13 protein-coding genes and 1 riboswitch are annotated in these 15,018 nt (G+C 65.9%); of the genes, 9 read left to right on the top strand and 4 right to left on the bottom strand.

The genetic code is table 11. The features are described from left to right. Positions 1 to 2: 2 nt before the first annotated feature. Both argE and TSB10GB4_RS06625 read right to left on the bottom strand, forming a co-directional pair. Positions 3 to 1,169 (bottom strand): acetylornithine deacetylase, encoded by a 1,167-nt coding sequence (gene argE / locus TSB10GB4_RS06630; protein WP_186395083.1) that lies wholly within the window; start codon positions 1,167 to 1,169, stop codon positions 3 to 5. Between the two features lie 25 nt (positions 1,170 to 1,194). Further along, positions 1,195 to 2,157: a LysR family transcriptional regulator gene (locus tag TSB10GB4_RS06625; RefSeq protein WP_186395082.1), complete on the bottom strand. Its 963-nt coding sequence runs from the start codon at positions 2,155 to 2,157 to the stop codon at positions 1,195 to 1,197. Between the two features lie 175 nt (positions 2,158 to 2,332). Here TSB10GB4_RS06625 and TSB10GB4_RS06620 point away from each other — a divergent pair, with 175 nt between their 5' ends. From TSB10GB4_RS06620 to TSB10GB4_RS06580, 9 genes are all read left to right on the top strand, one after another. After that, complete coding sequence (locus TSB10GB4_RS06620) at positions 2,333 to 3,925, top strand: ABC transporter substrate-binding protein (RefSeq protein ID WP_208984523.1); 1,593 nt, start codon at positions 2,333 to 2,335, stop codon at positions 3,923 to 3,925. 173 nt (positions 3,926 to 4,098) lie between these two features. Further along, on the top strand, positions 4,099 to 5,076 hold the full coding sequence (locus TSB10GB4_RS06615) for an ABC transporter permease (RefSeq protein WP_186395081.1): 978 nt from the start codon (positions 4,099 to 4,101) through the stop codon (positions 5,074 to 5,076). A 10-nt stretch (positions 5,077 to 5,086) separates the two neighbouring features. Further along, positions 5,087 to 6,007, top strand: coding sequence for an ABC transporter permease (locus tag TSB10GB4_RS06610; protein ID WP_186395080.1), 921 nt, complete (start codon positions 5,087 to 5,089; stop codon positions 6,005 to 6,007). 7 nt (positions 6,008 to 6,014) lie between these two features. Then, the gene (locus TSB10GB4_RS06605) at positions 6,015 to 7,013 is read left to right on the top strand and encodes an ABC transporter ATP-binding protein (protein ID WP_186395079.1); all 999 of its coding nucleotides are present in this window, start codon (positions 6,015 to 6,017) and stop codon (positions 7,011 to 7,013) included. Further along, positions 7,010 to 8,008 (top strand): ABC transporter ATP-binding protein, encoded by a 999-nt coding sequence (locus tag TSB10GB4_RS06600; RefSeq protein WP_186389911.1) that lies wholly within the window; start codon positions 7,010 to 7,012, stop codon positions 8,006 to 8,008. The genes TSB10GB4_RS06605 and TSB10GB4_RS06600 overlap by 4 nt, the downstream gene beginning before the upstream one ends. Positions 8,009 to 8,012: 4 nt before the next feature. Beyond that, positions 8,013 to 8,879 carry an N-formylglutamate amidohydrolase gene (locus TSB10GB4_RS06595; protein ID WP_186395078.1) on the top strand — a complete coding sequence of 289 codons (867 nt, stop codon included), beginning with the start codon at positions 8,013 to 8,015 and terminating at the stop codon, positions 8,877 to 8,879. Positions 8,880 to 8,960: 81 nt separating this feature from the next. Next, entirely contained in the window at positions 8,961 to 10,205 is a 1,245-nt protein-coding gene (gene serA / locus TSB10GB4_RS06590) for a phosphoglycerate dehydrogenase (RefSeq protein ID WP_186395077.1), read from the top strand. Positions 10,206 to 10,416: 211 nt separating this feature from the next. Continuing rightward, on the top strand, positions 10,417 to 11,679 hold the full coding sequence (locus TSB10GB4_RS06585) for an MFS transporter (RefSeq protein ID WP_186389908.1): 1,263 nt from the start codon (positions 10,417 to 10,419) through the stop codon (positions 11,677 to 11,679). A gap of 52 nt (positions 11,680 to 11,731) precedes the next feature. Further along, positions 11,732 to 11,870, top strand: a riboswitch (SAM-I-IV-variant riboswitch). 43 nt (positions 11,871 to 11,913) lie between these two features. Continuing rightward, entirely contained in the window at positions 11,914 to 12,300 is a 387-nt protein-coding gene (locus tag TSB10GB4_RS06580; RefSeq protein WP_208984521.1) for a hypothetical protein, read from the top strand. Here TSB10GB4_RS06580 and TSB10GB4_RS06575 read toward each other — a convergent pair. Further along, on the bottom strand, positions 12,258 to 12,608 hold the full coding sequence (locus TSB10GB4_RS06575; protein WP_186390102.1) for an acyl-CoA thioesterase: 351 nt from the start codon (positions 12,606 to 12,608) through the stop codon (positions 12,258 to 12,260). The two genes, TSB10GB4_RS06580 and TSB10GB4_RS06575, sit on opposite strands and share 43 nt — an antisense overlap. Positions 12,609 to 12,812: 204 nt before the next feature. Then, positions 12,813 to 14,867, bottom strand: a complete 2,055-nt coding sequence (locus TSB10GB4_RS06570) for a methyl-accepting chemotaxis protein (protein WP_186395076.1) — start codon at positions 14,865 to 14,867, stop codon at positions 12,813 to 12,815. Positions 14,868 to 15,018 lie beyond the last annotated feature (151 nt).

Below are 15,018 nucleotides of genomic sequence, written 5' to 3'. Positions count from 1 at the left end.
GTTTAGCGGGTGGCTTCCTCGATCAGCCGGTCGAGGAAGGTCTCGCACTTGACGAGTTCGGAAACGGCGATGAACTCGTCCGCCTTGTGCGCCTGCTCGATGGAGCCGGGGCCGATCACCACGGTGGGGATGGCGGCGATCTCGACGAAGCGGCCGCCTTCCGTGCCGTAGGCGACCTTGGCGTGGTCGTTGCGCCCGGCAAGCCGTTTGGCGAGCCGGGTGACGTCGGCATCCGCCGCCGTGTCGAGGCCGGGGAAGCTGGAGATCTGCTCGAAGGCGATGCCCGTCTCCGGTGCGCGTGACTTCATCTCCGGCTCGATCTCCTCACGGGCGAAGCGCATCACCTCGTCGACGAGCGCGTCCGCATCCTCGCCGGGCAGAACCCGGAACTCGAAGGCGAAGTCGCAGCGGTCGGGGACGATGTTGAGAGCCGTGCCTCCGGCAACGGTGCCTGTATGCGACGTCGTCACCGGCACATCGTAGAGCGGGTCGCTGGGGCCATCGGCAAGCTTAACTCCCATCTCGCGCACCTTGAGGATCAGCCGCGCGGCATGGTCGATGGCATTGACGCCCTGCGGAGCCAGCGAGGAGTGGCAGGTTCGGCCCGTGACGATCGCTCGGTAGGAGCGCTTGGCCTTGTGGCCGATCACCACCTGCATCTCCGTCGGCTCGCCGACAAAGCAGGCTTCCGGCAGGGCCACCGTCTCCACCAGCCGCTCGATCAGGCTTGGGACGCCCTTGCAGCCGACTTCCTCGTCATAGGAAAAGGCGAAATGGATCGGCTTGACGAGATCGCGCGCCAGCATCTCGTCGACCTTGGCAAGGCAGCAGGCGAGAAATCCCTTCATGTCGCAGGCGCCGCGCCCGTAGAGCAGGCCGCTGCGCTCGGTCAAGGTGAAGGGATCGCTGGCCCATGTCTGGCTATCCACCGGCACCACGTCCGTGTGGCCGGACAGCACGTAGCCCGGGATGTCTTTCGGTCCGATGGTGGCGATCAGGTTGGCTTTCTCGCCGGTCTCGTCCGGCACCCGCGTCGTGGCGACGCCGCGCGCGGCGAAGAAGGCCTCCACATGCGAGATCAGCGCCAGGTTGGAGTTCCGGCTCGTGGTGTCGAAGCCGACGAGGTCCTTCAGGATGCCGACCGAGCGCGGAGCAGCAAGCTGGAGCATGCGGTGTCCTTTCCTTGCGGCCGAATCAGGCCGGATGCGAGTAGGCGTCGGCCGGCACGGCCCGGCGCGCATATTCGATGAAGCGCTGGGCGATCGGCGAGACGCGCCCGGCGGGAACGAAGAACTGGGTGAGATAGTCGACACGCGGCGAGAAGCGCCGGAAGACCACGCCCTCAAGCGGCCGCAGACTCACGGGGAAGGGGTTGACCAGGCCGACGCCCATGCCCTCGCGCACCAACTCGCAGATCGCGATGCTGGTCGCTGTTTCCGCCCGGATCTTCCGCTCGATGCCGCGTTCGGCGAAGATCCGGTCATAGACATTGCGCTGGTGGAAGCGGCGGGTCAGCGCGATGAAGGATTCTCCCGCCAGATCTTCCGGCAGGATCTCTTCACGGCTCGCCAGCCGGTGATCCGCCGGGATCGCCGCATGGGCGATCGCGTGGCGGAAGGGATAGATCCGCAGACCATCGTGGCGCAACCGCCCGTCGCTGATGCCGAGGTCGGCGTTCTCGTCGGCGACCGCCGCAGTCACGGTGGTCGACATGCCGATTTCCAGATGCACAGACGCTTCCGGATTGTCGGCCAGAAACCCTGGAACGAGCTTGGTCATCAGGCGGTGGGCCAGCGTCGGCGGGGCGGCGATCCGCAACCGTTTCGGGTTGAGGTCCTCCGCCTCGGCCGCATCGAGCCGCGCCAGCGTGGCGAAGATCGGCTCGATCTGCTCGTTGAAGGCAAGCCCCTCGGATGTCGGCAGGATCTTGTTGCCGTTGCGGTGGAACAGTTGCCGGTTGAGCCGGGTTTCCAACTGGGCGATGGCACGGCTCACCGCCGGCTGCGAGATGCCGAGCCGGTGGGCGGCGGCCGTCGTCTTGCCTTCCGAAATAACCGCCCGCAGCACTTCCAGCTCGCGAAGCGTCAGGCCGCTGCGGTTGACGGTGCTCGTGGCTTGCCGAGCCGGCGGCTCGTCCGTAACCTCTGTATTTGTCATGGGAATACAATTATGCGTTCGAGTTATCGTTTTTCGTTTGTCGATCATATAAACGCATAATAGCCTTCCCCACAAGCCGGCGAGGCGTCAACCTCGACACGGGACAGCAGACGGGGACCAGTCGATCCCGCCCCGTCTGGACAAGACCAGAGGGGATCCAGAGGGGAGCTACCTGATGAAGTCTGCAAGGACGCCGCTCGCGCGCGCGCTCATGGGGGCGGCGTGCGCCATTGTCGCTTTCGCCACACCGGCCGCGGCCGAGGATCTCGTGATCGGCCTCGATTCGGAGTCGACCTCGATCGATCCGCATTTCCACAATCTGGGGCCGAACAACCAGCTCGGCTTCATGATGTTCGACCGCCTCGCCAATCCGGACGAGCGCCAGAACTTCCAGCCCGGTCTTGCCGTATCCTGGAAGCCGGTCGACAGCACCACCTGGGAGTTCAAGCTGCGCGAGGGCGTGAAGTTCCACGACGGCACGGACTTCAACGCCGACGACGTCATCTGCACGTTCGAACGCGCCCCCAGCGTGCCGAATTCGCCAGCGAGCTTCGACACCTATATCAAGGGCAAAACCTTCATCAAGATCGATGACTATACGATCCATGTGAAGACCGCCGAGCCCTATCCGGTCATGGTCAATGACCTCGGCAACGTCGCGATCATCTCCAACGAGGGTGGCTGCCAGGGCACGACCGAGGAGTTCAACTCCGGCAAGGCGGCGGCCGGCACGGGGCCCTTCAAGTTCGTCGAATACGTGCCCGGTGACCGCATCGTGCTTGCCGCGAACGAAGACTACTGGGGCGGCAAGCCGATCTGGGACAAGGTGACGCTGAAGCCGATCAAGTCGGCTCCCTCGCGCGTTGCCGCGCTTCTGGCCGGCGATGTCGATGTCATCAACGGTGTTCCGACCACCGACATCGAGACGCTGAAGAGCCGGGACAATGTCGTGCTTTCGCAGGGCGTGTCCAACCGCGTCATCTACCTGCATCTCGACCATTTCCGCGAGGCCTCGCCTTTCGTGAAGGCCAATGGCGGCGGCGACATCAAGAACCCGTTGATGGACGTCAAGGTTCGCAAGGCCCTCTCGAAGGCGATCTCGCGCGAGCTGATCCGCGACCGCGTCATGGAAGGGCAGGCGATCCCGGCCGGCCAGCTCCTGCCGGAGGGCTTCTTCGGCGTGTCGGAGAACCTGAAGGCGGAACCCTATGATCTGGAGGGCGCCAAGGCGCTGCTTGCCGAGGCCGGACTGCCGGACGGGTTCGAGCTGACCATCCACGCGCCCAACAACCGCTATCTCAACGACGCCAAGATCGCCGAGGCGATCGCGCAGATGCTGACGCGCGCCGGCATCAAGACGCAGGTGGAGACCATGCCGAGCTCGGTCTACTTCACCCGCGCCTCCACCGGTGCCGACGGCCTGCCGGAATTCTCGCTGATCCTGGTCGGCTGGGGAGCGGGCTCGGGCGAGGCGTCCTCGCCGCTGCGCGCCCTTATCGCCACCGCCGACAAGGACAAGGGCATGGGCTCGGCCAATCGCGGCCGCTACTCAAACCCGGAGGTCGACCGGCTGATCGAGGCGGCGCTCTCGGAAGTTGACGACGAGAAGCGCGCCGGCCTGCTTGCGGAAGCAACGGAGATCGCAATCGGCGAACTCGCGATCGTCCCGATCCACTATCAGGTGAACACCTGGGCGACCCGCAAGGGGCTGAACTACATCCCGCGCACCGACGAATACACCGTCGCCTATGGTGTGCTCAAAGACTGAGGCTCGCCTCGTTCCGCCTCCGGCTCCGTGCCGGAGGCGGAGTGTCCGGGACGCTCCGTCGCGATGACAGGCAGTGCCGGCGGAGACGCCCGCAAGGACTCTCCGCCGCACCTTGCGGCGGCTCCGCCGGACTGTCCCGCCCCCTCCATGCCGCTTTGCCGGGAAACCGCTTCATGAGCGTCTTTATTCTCCGCCGCCTCCTGCAGAGCGTGCTGGTCATCGTCGCCATGGCCATGATCGTCTTCTTCGGCGTTCATCTGGTCGGCGACCCGGTCTACATGTTCATTACGCCTGACATGGACCAGCAGGACATCGAGAACGTCACCCGCGCGCTCGGCCTCGACCGACCGATCTGGGAGCAGTTCTGGCTGTTCATCGTCAATGCCTTGAGCGGCAATCTCGGCCAGTCCTTCATCTTCGGCGAGCCGGCGTTGGGGCTGATCATCCAGCGCATGCCGGCGACGCTTGAACTGGCCTTCGCCGCCCTGCTGATGGCCGTTGTCATCGGCATTCCTTTAGGCCTCTATGCCGGGCTCTATCCGGACAGTGTCGGCGCTAAGACCATCATGGCCGGCTCGATCCTCGGCTTCTCCCTGCCCACCTTCTGGGTCGGCATCATGATGATCATGGTCTTTGCCGTGATGCTTGGCTGGCTGCCCTCGACCGGGCGCGGCAGCACGGTCGATGTCTTCGGCATCCGCGTGTCCTTCCTGACACTCGATGGGCTGCGCCATCTCGCCTTGCCGGCCCTCAATCTTGCGCTTCTCAAGATTTCGCTGGTCATCCGTCTGACCCGCGCCGGCGCCCGCGAGGCGATGCTGCAGGATTACATCAAGTTCGCCCGCGCCAAGGGCCTGTCGCGCTCGCGCATCGTCGGCGTTCATCTGATGAAGAACATCCTCATTCCGGTCGTCACGGTTCTTGGACTGGAGTTCGGCTCGCTCATCGCTTTCTCGGTGGTCACTGAGACGATCTTCGCCTGGCCGGGGATGGGCAAGCTGCTCATCGAGTCGATCCAGCAGCTCGACCGGCCGATCATCGTCGCCTACCTCATGATGATCGTCTTCCTCTTCGTGGTCATCAACCTGGTGGTCGACATTCTCTATTCGATCCTTGATCCGCGCGTGCGGCTCGGCAACCGTGGCCAGTGAGGACATACCCATGGCATCCACCGAGACCCCCATCGCAGGCATTGCCGCCTCCCGCCGCGCGGACACGCCCTTTCGCCGTTTCCTCTCGGACTTCACCGATAGCCGGCTGGCCGTTCTTGCCGCCATCGGGCTTGCCATCGTTGTCCTGGCGGCGTTGCTGGCGCCCTGGATCTCGCCGCAGAACCCTTACGATCTGGCCGTGGTGTCGGTCTTCGACGCCCGCCTGCCGCCGGGCTCGCAGAGCATGGACGGCGTCACCTTCTGGCTTGGTACGGATGGTTCGGGGCGGGACCTGCTCTCCGCGATTCTTTACGGGCTGCGTATCTCGCTGTCGGTGGGCGTTGCCTCCGCAGCGATTGCACTGACGATCGGCATGATCGTCGGACTGGTCGCCGCTTATGCCGGCGGGCGGACGGAAGGGGTGATCATGCGCATCGTCGACATCCAGTTGTCGTTGCCGGCCGTGCTCATCGCGCTGATCCTGCTGGCCATTCTCGGCAAGGGCATCGACAAGATCATCATCGCCCTGGTCATCGCCCAATGGGCCTATTATGCCCGCACCGTGCGGGCCTCGGCGCTGGTCGAGCGCCGCCGCGAATATGTCGAGGCCGCCGCCTGCCTCGGCCTGTCGCATGCCCGCATCGTTTTTCGCCACATCCTGCCGAACTGCATCGCCCCGCTGATTGTTGTCGGCACCGTGCAGACGGCTCATGCCATCGCGCTGGAGGCGACGCTGTCCTTCCTGGGCGTCGGCCTGCCGCAGACGGAGCCGTCCCTCGGCCTGCTGATCGCCAATGGTTTCGACTACATGCTCTCCGGCAAGTACTGGATCTCCGTCTTTCCCGGAGTGGCGCTGCTGATCACCATCGTCACCATTAACATTGTCGGCGACCAGCTCCGTGACGCGCTGAACCCGCGGCTGCAGAAGTGAGGGCCGCATGAGCCGCGAAACCATTCTCGAGGTCCGGGACCTGCGGACCCATTTCTTCACCAAGGCCGGCGTTGCGCGCGCTGTCGACGGTGTTTCCTTCTCGCTCGCGCGCGGCGAGGTTCTCGGCCTCGTCGGCGAGAGCGGATCGGGCAAGACCGTCACCGGCTTCTCGCTGATGGGGCTGGTCGACCCGCCCGGCCGCCTCGTTTCCGGCTCGATCCGTCTCGGCAACGAGGAACTCGCCGGACTGTCGGAGGAGGGCTGGCGCCGGTTGCGCGGCCGGCGCATTGCCATGATCTTCCAGGACCCGATGATGACGCTCAATCCGGTCCTGCGCATCGACACGCAGATGATCGAGGCGATCCGTGCCCATGCCGACATTTCCCGCTCGGCAGCGCGGGAGCGGGCGCGCGAGGCGCTTGCCCGTGTCGGCATTCCCTCGCCGGACGAACGGCTTGCCGCCTATCCTCACCAGTTCTCCGGCGGCATGCGCCAGCGGGTGGCGATCGCGATTGCCTTGCTCAACGAGCCGGACGTGATCGTCGCCGACGAGCCGACCACCGCGCTCGATGTCACTATCCAGGCGCAGATTCTCTACGAGGTGCAGAAACTATGCGCCGAAACGGGCCTTGCGATGATCTGGATCACCCATGACCTTGCCGTCGTCGGCGGGCTCGCCGACCGCGTGGCGGTGATGTATGCCGGCCGCATCGTCGAGCAGGGACCGGTCGATGCCGTTCTCGATGCGCCCTATCATCCCTATACCCACGGCCTCATCGGCTCGGTACCGAGCCAGAACCGCCGCGGTACGCGCCTCACCCAGATCCCCGGCATGGCGCCGTCGCTGCTGGCCCTGCCGGAAGGGTGCAGCTTCGCCGCCCGCTGTCCGCGCGCCGATGCAGCCTGCAACGTCTTGCCCGACCTGTCGGAACTCTCCGCCGGCCGCACCGCGCGCTGCCATCATCCGCACGGGCTCGTCGAAACCACTGTCGGAGAGGACGCATGAGCGCCGCACCGCTGCTTGCCCTCGACGCCGTCTCCAAGCGCTTCGTGCGTCGTCTCGATGCGGCCGAGAAGATCGTCAATCTCTTCGGCGGCAAACGCCGTGAGGAGGTCGTCCACGCAGTCGACAGCGTGTCCTTGCAGATCGCGGAAGGCGAGGTGGTCGGCCTTGTCGGGGAATCCGGTTGCGGCAAGTCGACCCTCGGGCGTGTCGTCGCCGGCGTCCATGCGCCGAGCGAGGGGCGGGTGCTGTGGCGCGGGCGCGACGTGGAGAGCCTGTCGGGCGCCGAGCGGCGCGAGGCGACGCTGAAGATCCAGATGATCTTCCAGGACCCCATGTCCTCGCTCAACCCGCGTATGCGGGTGCGCGATATCGTCGGCGAGGCGCCGCGCGTTCACGGGCTCGTCTCGGGCGACGAGATCGCCGACTATGTCGACCGGATGCTGCTGCGCGTCGGCCTCGATCCCAGCTACAAGAGCCGCTATCCGCACCAGTTTTCCGGCGGCCAGCGCCAGCGCATCGGCATTGCCCGGGCCCTTGCCGTACAGCCGGATTTCCTGGTCTGCGACGAGAGCATCGCCGCTCTCGACGTGTCGATCCAGGCGCAGGTCCTCAATCTCTTCATGGATCTGCGCGAGGATCTCGGCCTCACCTATCTGTTCATCTCCCACGATCTCGGCGTTGTCGAGCATCTCGCCGACCGGGTGGTGATCATGTATCTCGGCCGGGTCGTGGAAAGCGCGCCGGCGGTCGAGCTTTTCGCCGATCCGAACCACCCCTACGCGCGCGCGCTCCTGGCCGAGGTGCCGCGCATCGACACGCGCAAGCGGGTGTTCCAGCCGGTGAAGGGCGAGATCCCGTCGCCGCTCGCTCCGCCGTCCGGCTGTCATTTTCATCCGCGCTGCCCGCATGCGAAGCCCCGTTGTCGCGAGCAGGCGCCTGCCCTTCGCGAGATCGCGCCGGGCCGCATGTCGGCCTGTCACTTGAACGATGGCTGAGGCCATGCCGGGGGCAGGGGAGGCGACCCTTTTCGAGGTGTTGCGGCCGGACCGGCTTGCCGCGCCGCTCGTCCTCGACAGCCCGCATTCCGGAACGATCTATCCGTCGGACTTTGCCCCTGTCCAGCCTTCGGAGCGCTATCGCCGGGCGGAGGATATGTATGTCGACGAGCTTTTTTCCGCCGCGCCCGCCCTCGGCCTGCCGCTGCTGAAGGCACTCTTCGGTCGCATCTATTGCGATGTGAACCGCGCCTTCGACGATCTCGATCCGGCCGTTCTCGATGACGCGCAGGGGCTGGATCTTGCTCCCTCCGGCAAGGCGCGGCTGGGCAAGGGGGTCGTCTGGACCGCGACCCCGCCCGATGGCGCGCCGCTTCTGGCCGGTCCCTTGCTTCGAACCGACTACCTGGCGCGGCTGGAGCGGTGCTGGCACCCCTATCATGCGACGCTGGCAGAGCTGCTCGGCGAGATCCGCGCAGCGCATGGCCGGGTCTTCCACCTCGATCTCCATTCGATGCAACCTGTCGCCAATGCCATGCACGAAGATGCGACCGGCTCGCTGCGTCCCGATATCGTGCTGTCGGACCGGGAGGGAACCAGCGCCACCGCCGGTTATCTGGAGGTGGCCCGCGATCTGCTGCTCGGCCTCGGCTTTTCCGTGAAGGTCAACGATCCCTTCAAGGGTGCGGAGATCCTGCGCCGTCATGGCGACCCGGCGCGCGGCGTGCATTCGCTGCAGATCGAGATCAACCGCGCGCTCTACATGAACGTTGAGCACTACGGCAAAACCGCGCGGTTCGACGACACGAGGCAACGGCTTTCGGCCTTTCTCACTTCCTTGCGGGACTGGGCTGCAAAAAGCAGCGGTTGAATTTTTCCGGCAGACAGGGCACCAGAGCGCAGCGGTGGCTCCGCCGCACTCCCTCACGTCCCGCACACGGAACGCCGTTTCATGAAGACCGGCCTGTCGCGCCCGAAGCATCAAATTCGCTGGCTCCTGCTGGAAGGCATCAGCCCGACCGCTCCCGCCCTGCTCGATCAGGCCGGCTACACCAATGTCACCCAGCTCAAGGCGGCGCTCGATCGCGAGGCGTTGATCGAGGCGCTGCAGGGCGTTCATATCGTCGGCATCCGCTCGCGGACCCAGATCGACGAGGCGATTCTCAGGGAAGCCGGCACGCTGGTCGCGGTCGGTTGTTTCTCCGTGGGAACCAACCAGGTCGATCTGGTCGGCAGCAACCGTCGCGGCATCCCGGTCTTCAACGCGCCGTTTTCCAACACCCGCAGCGTGGCCGAACTGACCATCGCCGAGATCGTCATGCTGATGCGCGGCGCCTTCGCCAAGTCGATGGCCGCGCATAACGGGCGGTGGCTGAAGACGGCCGCTGGCAGCAACGAAGTGCGCGGCAAGACCCTCGGCATCGTCGGATACGGCAATATCGGCTCGCAACTGGCGGTGCTCGCCGAGGCGATGGGCATGCGCGTGGTCTATTACGATCACGCCGACAAGCTGCGCCACGGCAATGTCGAGCCGACTGCCTCACTCGGGGAACTGCTCGCCGTCGCCGATGTCGTGTCCCTGCACCTGCCGCAGACACCCGAGACCCGTGGCATGATCGGCGCAGCCGAGATCGCCGCGATGAAGAAGGGCGCCTATCTCATCAACAACGCCCGTGGCACGGTGCTGGACATCGACGCGCTGGCGCAGGCCCTGCGCTCCGGTCATCTGGCCGGCGCCGCCGTCGACGTGTTCCCGAGCGAGCCCAAGTCGAACGACGAGGAGTTCGTGTCTCCCTTGCGCGGGCTCGACAACGTCATCCTGACGCCGCATGTCGGCGGCTCGACGGAGGAGGCGCAGGAACGCATCGGCGAGGAGGTTGCCCGTCGTCTCATCGAATATTCGGACGTCGGCTCAACGATCGGTGCGGTGAACTTTCCGCAGGTGCAACTGCCGAAGGGCACCCGCAACACCCGCTTCATTCAGGTGCAGCGCAATCTTCCGGGCGAACTCGGCAAGCTCAATGACCTCTTCGCCCGCTACGAGATCAACATCGCGGCCCAGCATTATCAGACCGACGGCGAGATCGGTTATGTGGTGCTCGACGCCGACGGGCCGGTGGAAAACGCCGTGGAGATCCTCGAAGAGATCCGCCGCCTGTCCGGCACCATCCGCGCACGGCTGCTGAACCGGGTGTGAACGCGCAAGGCGGCCGGAACCGACCGGCCGCTGTTGTTCTTCAATGAAAAATTGCTAGGCTTGCGACAACAGGGCGGCGGCTTCGCGCTGCCGGCCTTTCGCCGCCGCCTGCCTCAATTCCGACGCAGGCCCACAGGATAGGTTGGGAGTTGGGCTCGTTCCCGCCCCCTGTGACTGCAGGCACTCCCGTTCCGCCAGCCAGCCGACCCGCATGACCCACATTCTTCCCATCGCTGCGTTGCTCGTCGGTTCTGCGCTTCTGCTGCTTGCGGGCGGCCTTCAGGGGCTGCTTCTGCCTCTGCGTGGCTCCTTCGAGGGCTTTTCCGACAATTCGCTCGGTCTGCTCGGCACCGGCTGGGCGGTGGGCTATATTGCCGGGTGCCTGCTGACCCCGATCATCGTCAGCCGGGTCGGCCACATCCGGGCGTTTGGCGTGTTCTGCTCGCTCGCCTCCATCGTCGTGCTGCTGAATCTCGTCTTCATGACACCCTGGGCCTGGATCCCGCTCAGGGCGCTCTCCGGCTTCTGTTTCGCCGGCGCCGCGATGGTGGTGGAAAGCTGGCTGAACGAGCGGGCCAACCCGGCCACGCGCGGCCGCATCTTCGGCATCTACACGATGATCAATCTGGGCGCGACCACCGCCGGCCAGATGCTGCTGACCCTGGGCGATCCGGCCGGCTACCTGTTCTTCGTGATCGGAGCCATGGTCTATTCCTGCGCGCTGCTGCCGACCGCGCTGTCGACCGCCGCTGCCCCGCAGCCGCTCTCCCAGGTCCGCCTCGACATCCGTTCGCTGTGGCGCAACTCGCCGGTGGCGGTGATCGGCGTCTTTCTCGTCGGCATCTCCAACAGCGCGTTCGGGACGCTCGGCGCCGTCTATGGTCGCCAGGTCGAATTGTCCGTGTCCTCGATCGCCACCATGATGTCGGTGGCGCTGCTCGCCGGTGCGCTCATACAGGTCCCCGTCGGCATGCTGTCCGACCGTATCGACCGGCGCATCGTGCTGATCGGCATCGCCATTGCCGGGTTTCTCGTGGGCATGGCGCTGACATTCGGCGAGGCGCTGTCGCCTCTCGCCATCATTTCCCTCGTCGCGGCGTTCGGCGGCATGATCTATTCGATGTACCCGGTCATCGTCGCTCATGCCAACGACCACTCGCCGCCGGGGGAGTTCCTCAAGACCAGCGGCGGCCTGCTGCTCCTGTTCGGCGTCGGTTCGATCGTCGGCCCGCTGCTGGCGTCGGTGATGATGACCATGACGCGGCCGCAGGGCCTGTTTGCCGTCACCTCCGCGGCCCATGCGCTGATCATCGGCTTTTCGATCTGGCGCATGACCCAGCGCGCGCCGCTGGCGCCGGAGGAGAAGGAGGAGTTCGTCGCCATGGCGTCGGGCGTGCGCTTCTCCACCCCCGAGACGCTGGCTCTCGATCCCCGCGCCGAGGACGACGAGGGCACCTCCCGCGACGCCGCTTAAGGTCACGAGGATGCTTGCCTCTTGCGAAAGAGCCCGCCGCGTGGCATAGAACGCCCGTCATCAAGAGAAGGGCTGGCGCCCTCGCCAACCTGCCCGACCGGGCAAGGTGGTCTCCCTGACACTGAAGACCGGGTCAACCGGTCCGCGTTTTGGGGATGTGGCCGCATCATGCGGCAACCAAACGGTCGTTTGATCCGCGCCAGTCCTCCTCGGGAAACCGATGGAGGATTTTTTATGTCCAGAGCAACGTCCGGTGCCTCGCTGATTGGGCGCCCGCCCGCCGATCCGGCTGCCTCGTGCCGTGCCGCCAAGCGGCACGCCCCGTTCGCGGCAACCCTGAAACTGGCGGAGATCCGCGTTCTGGCGGCCGGATTGAAGATGCGCGCCACGTGCCTGGGGCTCGACCGGGATTGCAGACAGCCCGGCCTTGATGATGCGGAGCGGGCTCGCCGGCTTGCGGATCTCGAACGCTTGTGGGCGGGCGGATGCCGCAAGGCGGTCGACGAAGTGCTGTTCCGCGACATCGCCGCCCGCCATCCGGATCTCGCCATGGCGCTACGGGCGCGGCTGCGCCGCCGTCAGTCCTCGTCTTCCGCCGGCACCGGGATCGGACGTCCCTGATCGTCCACGGCGACGAAGGTGAAGGTCGCATCCGTCACCTTCTCGCGTCGTCCGTGGCGATGGCGCAGCGCCCATGCCTCGATGCCGATCTTCATCGAGGTGCGGCCGACGCCGGTCACCCGGCAATAGACGCAGAGGACGTCGCCGACATGCACCGGGCGGATGAAGGTCATCCGCTCGACGGAGATTGTCACCACGCGCCGGCGCGCCCGCTGTCCGGCGGCGATGCCCCCGGCAAGGTCCATCTGCGACAGCACCCAGCCGCCGAAAATGTCGCCGGCCGCGTTGGTGTCGGCGGGCATGGCCATCGTCCGCAGCGTCAACTCGCCTGTCGGGGTTTCGATGGTCTCCTGGTCGTTCACGGGCGAGATCTCCTGTCTGGTCGCGGAATCGCGGGATGGACCCTCGACAGCCTATCGCTGCTTTGCCTCCTTGCGAAAGAAAAAGCCCCCGGTCCGCGAGGCGGGCCGGGGGCTGGGATGCTGCCTGGCAGGGTCGGTGGCGGTTCCGTCTCAGGCGGCTGCGACCTCATGCAGGAACCTGTCGATTTCATGCCTAAGGGCGTCGGTGTTGCGGCTCATGGCGCCTGAGGCGTCGAGGACGTTGTCGGCGGCTGAGGAGGTGCTGTCGACGGTATTGGCGAGCAACTCCATGTTGCGGGTGACGGCGCCGGTGCCCTCGGCCGCCTGCTGGACCGAGCGGGAGATGTCGCTGGTGGCGGCGCCCTGCTGCTCGACGGCGGAGGCGATCGATGCGGTGTAGCCGTTGACGTCCTGCATGATCTGGGCGATCTCGCCGATGGCGGCGACGGCCTCGCCGGTCGAGCCCTGGATGGCGGCGATCTGGGCACCGATCTCCTCGGTCGCCTTGGAGGTCTGGGTGGCGAGCTCCTTGACCTCGGCGGCGACGACGGCGAAGCCCTTGCCGGCCTCGCCCGCCCGCGCCGCCTCGATGGTGGCATTGAGGGCGAGAAGGTTGGTCTGTTCGGCGATCGCCTGGATCAAGGAGACGACCTCGCCGATCTTGTTGGCGGCGGCGGCAAGACCGGCGACCTTCTCGTTGGTCTGACGGGTGCCCTGGGTGGCCTGATCGACGACCTGGGTGGTCTGGCCGACCTGCCGGGAGATCTCGGCGATGGAGGCGGAGAGTTCCTCGGCGGCGCTGGCGACGGTCTGGACGCTGTCGGTGGCGATCGAGCTTGCCTGGGTGGTCTCGCTGGCGCGCTCGGCGCTTTCCTGGGCCGAGGAGGAGAGCGCCCGCGCGGTCTCGTCCAGCCCGTTCGCCGTCGCGCTCACCGTCCCGATCAGCGCCTGCACCTTGTCCCGGAAATCCGCGATCAGGGCTTCCGTGCGGGCCTGGCGGGCGGCGCGGGCCTGTGCCTCCTCCGATTGCGCACCTTCCAGCCGCTGGCGTTCGATGGCGTTGTCGCGGAAGGTCTCGACGGCACGCGCCATGTCGCCGATCTCATCGCGCCGCTCGTCCATGCCGGCATCGACCGAGGTGTCGCCGGCGGCAAGACGGGCCATGACGTCGGTCAGGCGGGCCACCGGACGGGCGAGAGCTCCGGCGCCGAGCCAGACCACCGCCAGCACCGCCAGCAACAGGCCGAAGCCGATGGCCAGCATAGTGTTGCGTGCCGCCACGGCGCCGGCAATCATTGCCGAATAGGGCACGTCGAGGGTGACGTACCAGCGTTCCTCGACGCCGGGGAACGTCACCGGCACGGCAGTGAGGAAGCGGTCTCCGACAAGGCTCTCCGACTGGCCGGCATCCGCGGCGCGCAGCAGCTTCAGCACCTCGCCATCCTCGACCTTCTTGCCGAGCAGGTTTGTATCCGACGTCGAGACCCAGAGATCGTCACCGCCGATGAGCTTGACTTCACCCTGGCCGAAAGGCCGGTTGGCGGACATCTTTTCCACGATGTCGGCCAGCGACAGATCGGAGGTGGCGATGCCGACGGCCTTGTCACCCTTGCGCACCACCCAACTGATGGTGGTCATCAGCACGTCCTTGCCGTCGATCGGATAGGTATAGGGCGGGGTGATCAGGGAGCGGTTCTCGCGGACCGGCATGTCGTACCAGCCTTCGGTTCCGGCCTCCTTGGTCATGATCAACTGCTCGACCGCCACCTTCTTGTCCGCGCCGAAGTAGAAATACGGAACGAACCGCCCGTTGGCGTCGGAATACTTGTGGTCCTTGAACTCGGCATCACGGCCGTCGAGGCCGTTCGGCTCGAAGGCGAGCGTCATGCCCACCAGGTTGGGATTGCTCTCGACCGTGCGGATCATCAGATCGCCGAGCCGGTCCCGGTCGGTCATGCCATTGGCGATGAGCCCCTCGACCGCGGCGGCGGCTGTCTTGGCGACGGTCAGCGAGCGCGACACATCGCCTGACACATCTGCCGCATAGCCCGACAGCAGCGCCTGGGCTTCCCGTCTCGCATCTCCCTCGGCCGTTGACGACATCACCATGGAGCCGGCAAGGCTGACGCCGATGATCGAGACGGAAAACAGAATACCGGCGCTCACCAGCAGCTTGTTGCGGATCGACAGGTCGGAAAAGCGCATTACGAAACCCCCAGCAGGCCCCTCGGGAATAGTTCTGGCCTTATGCCTAGCGGAGGCTGCGTTACTATCGGCTTAATTCCTGAGTAGTGATGGATTAATGTGACAATTGCGGTCAAGTTGATTCGGCGCTGACCCTAAGTGCGCGAAGCAG

It is taken from the genome of Stappia sp. TSB10GB4 (assembly GCF_900185745.1).
Taxonomy (GTDB): Bacteria; Pseudomonadota; Alphaproteobacteria; order Rhizobiales; family Stappiaceae; genus Stappia.
This window is presented reverse-complemented; position numbering and strand designations above follow the sequence as displayed.

Coding starts and splice junctions, on each gene's coding strand:
- TSB10GB4_RS06615 (WP_186395081.1), top strand. CDS start 4,099: ATGAGCGTCTTTATTCTCCGCCGCCTCCTGCAGAGCGTGCTGGTCATC.
- TSB10GB4_RS06585 (WP_186389908.1), top strand. CDS start 10,417: ATGACCCACATTCTTCCCATCGCTGCGTTGCTCGTCGGTTCTGCGCTT.
- TSB10GB4_RS06610 (WP_186395080.1), top strand. CDS start 5,087: ATGGCATCCACCGAGACCCCCATCGCAGGCATTGCCGCCTCCCGCCGC.
- TSB10GB4_RS06580 (WP_208984521.1), top strand. CDS start 11,914: ATGTCCAGAGCAACGTCCGGTGCCTCGCTGATTGGGCGCCCGCCCGCC.
- serA (WP_186395077.1), top strand. CDS start 8,961: ATGAAGACCGGCCTGTCGCGCCCGAAGCATCAAATTCGCTGGCTCCTG.
- TSB10GB4_RS06600 (WP_186389911.1), top strand. CDS start 7,010: ATGAGCGCCGCACCGCTGCTTGCCCTCGACGCCGTCTCCAAGCGCTTC.
- TSB10GB4_RS06620 (WP_208984523.1), top strand. CDS start 2,333: ATGAAGTCTGCAAGGACGCCGCTCGCGCGCGCGCTCATGGGGGCGGCG.
- TSB10GB4_RS06625 (WP_186395082.1), bottom strand. CDS start 2,157: ATGACAAATACAGAGGTTACGGACGAGCCGCCGGCTCGGCAAGCCACG.
- argE (WP_186395083.1), bottom strand. CDS start 1,169: ATGCTCCAGCTTGCTGCTCCGCGCTCGGTCGGCATCCTGAAGGACCTC.
- TSB10GB4_RS06605 (WP_186395079.1), top strand. CDS start 6,015: ATGAGCCGCGAAACCATTCTCGAGGTCCGGGACCTGCGGACCCATTTC.
- TSB10GB4_RS06575 (WP_186390102.1), bottom strand. CDS start 12,608: ATGGCCATGCCCGCCGACACCAACGCGGCCGGCGACATTTTCGGCGGC.
- TSB10GB4_RS06570 (WP_186395076.1), bottom strand. CDS start 14,867: ATGCGCTTTTCCGACCTGTCGATCCGCAACAAGCTGCTGGTGAGCGCC.
- TSB10GB4_RS06595 (WP_186395078.1), top strand. CDS start 8,013: ATGCCGGGGGCAGGGGAGGCGACCCTTTTCGAGGTGTTGCGGCCGGAC.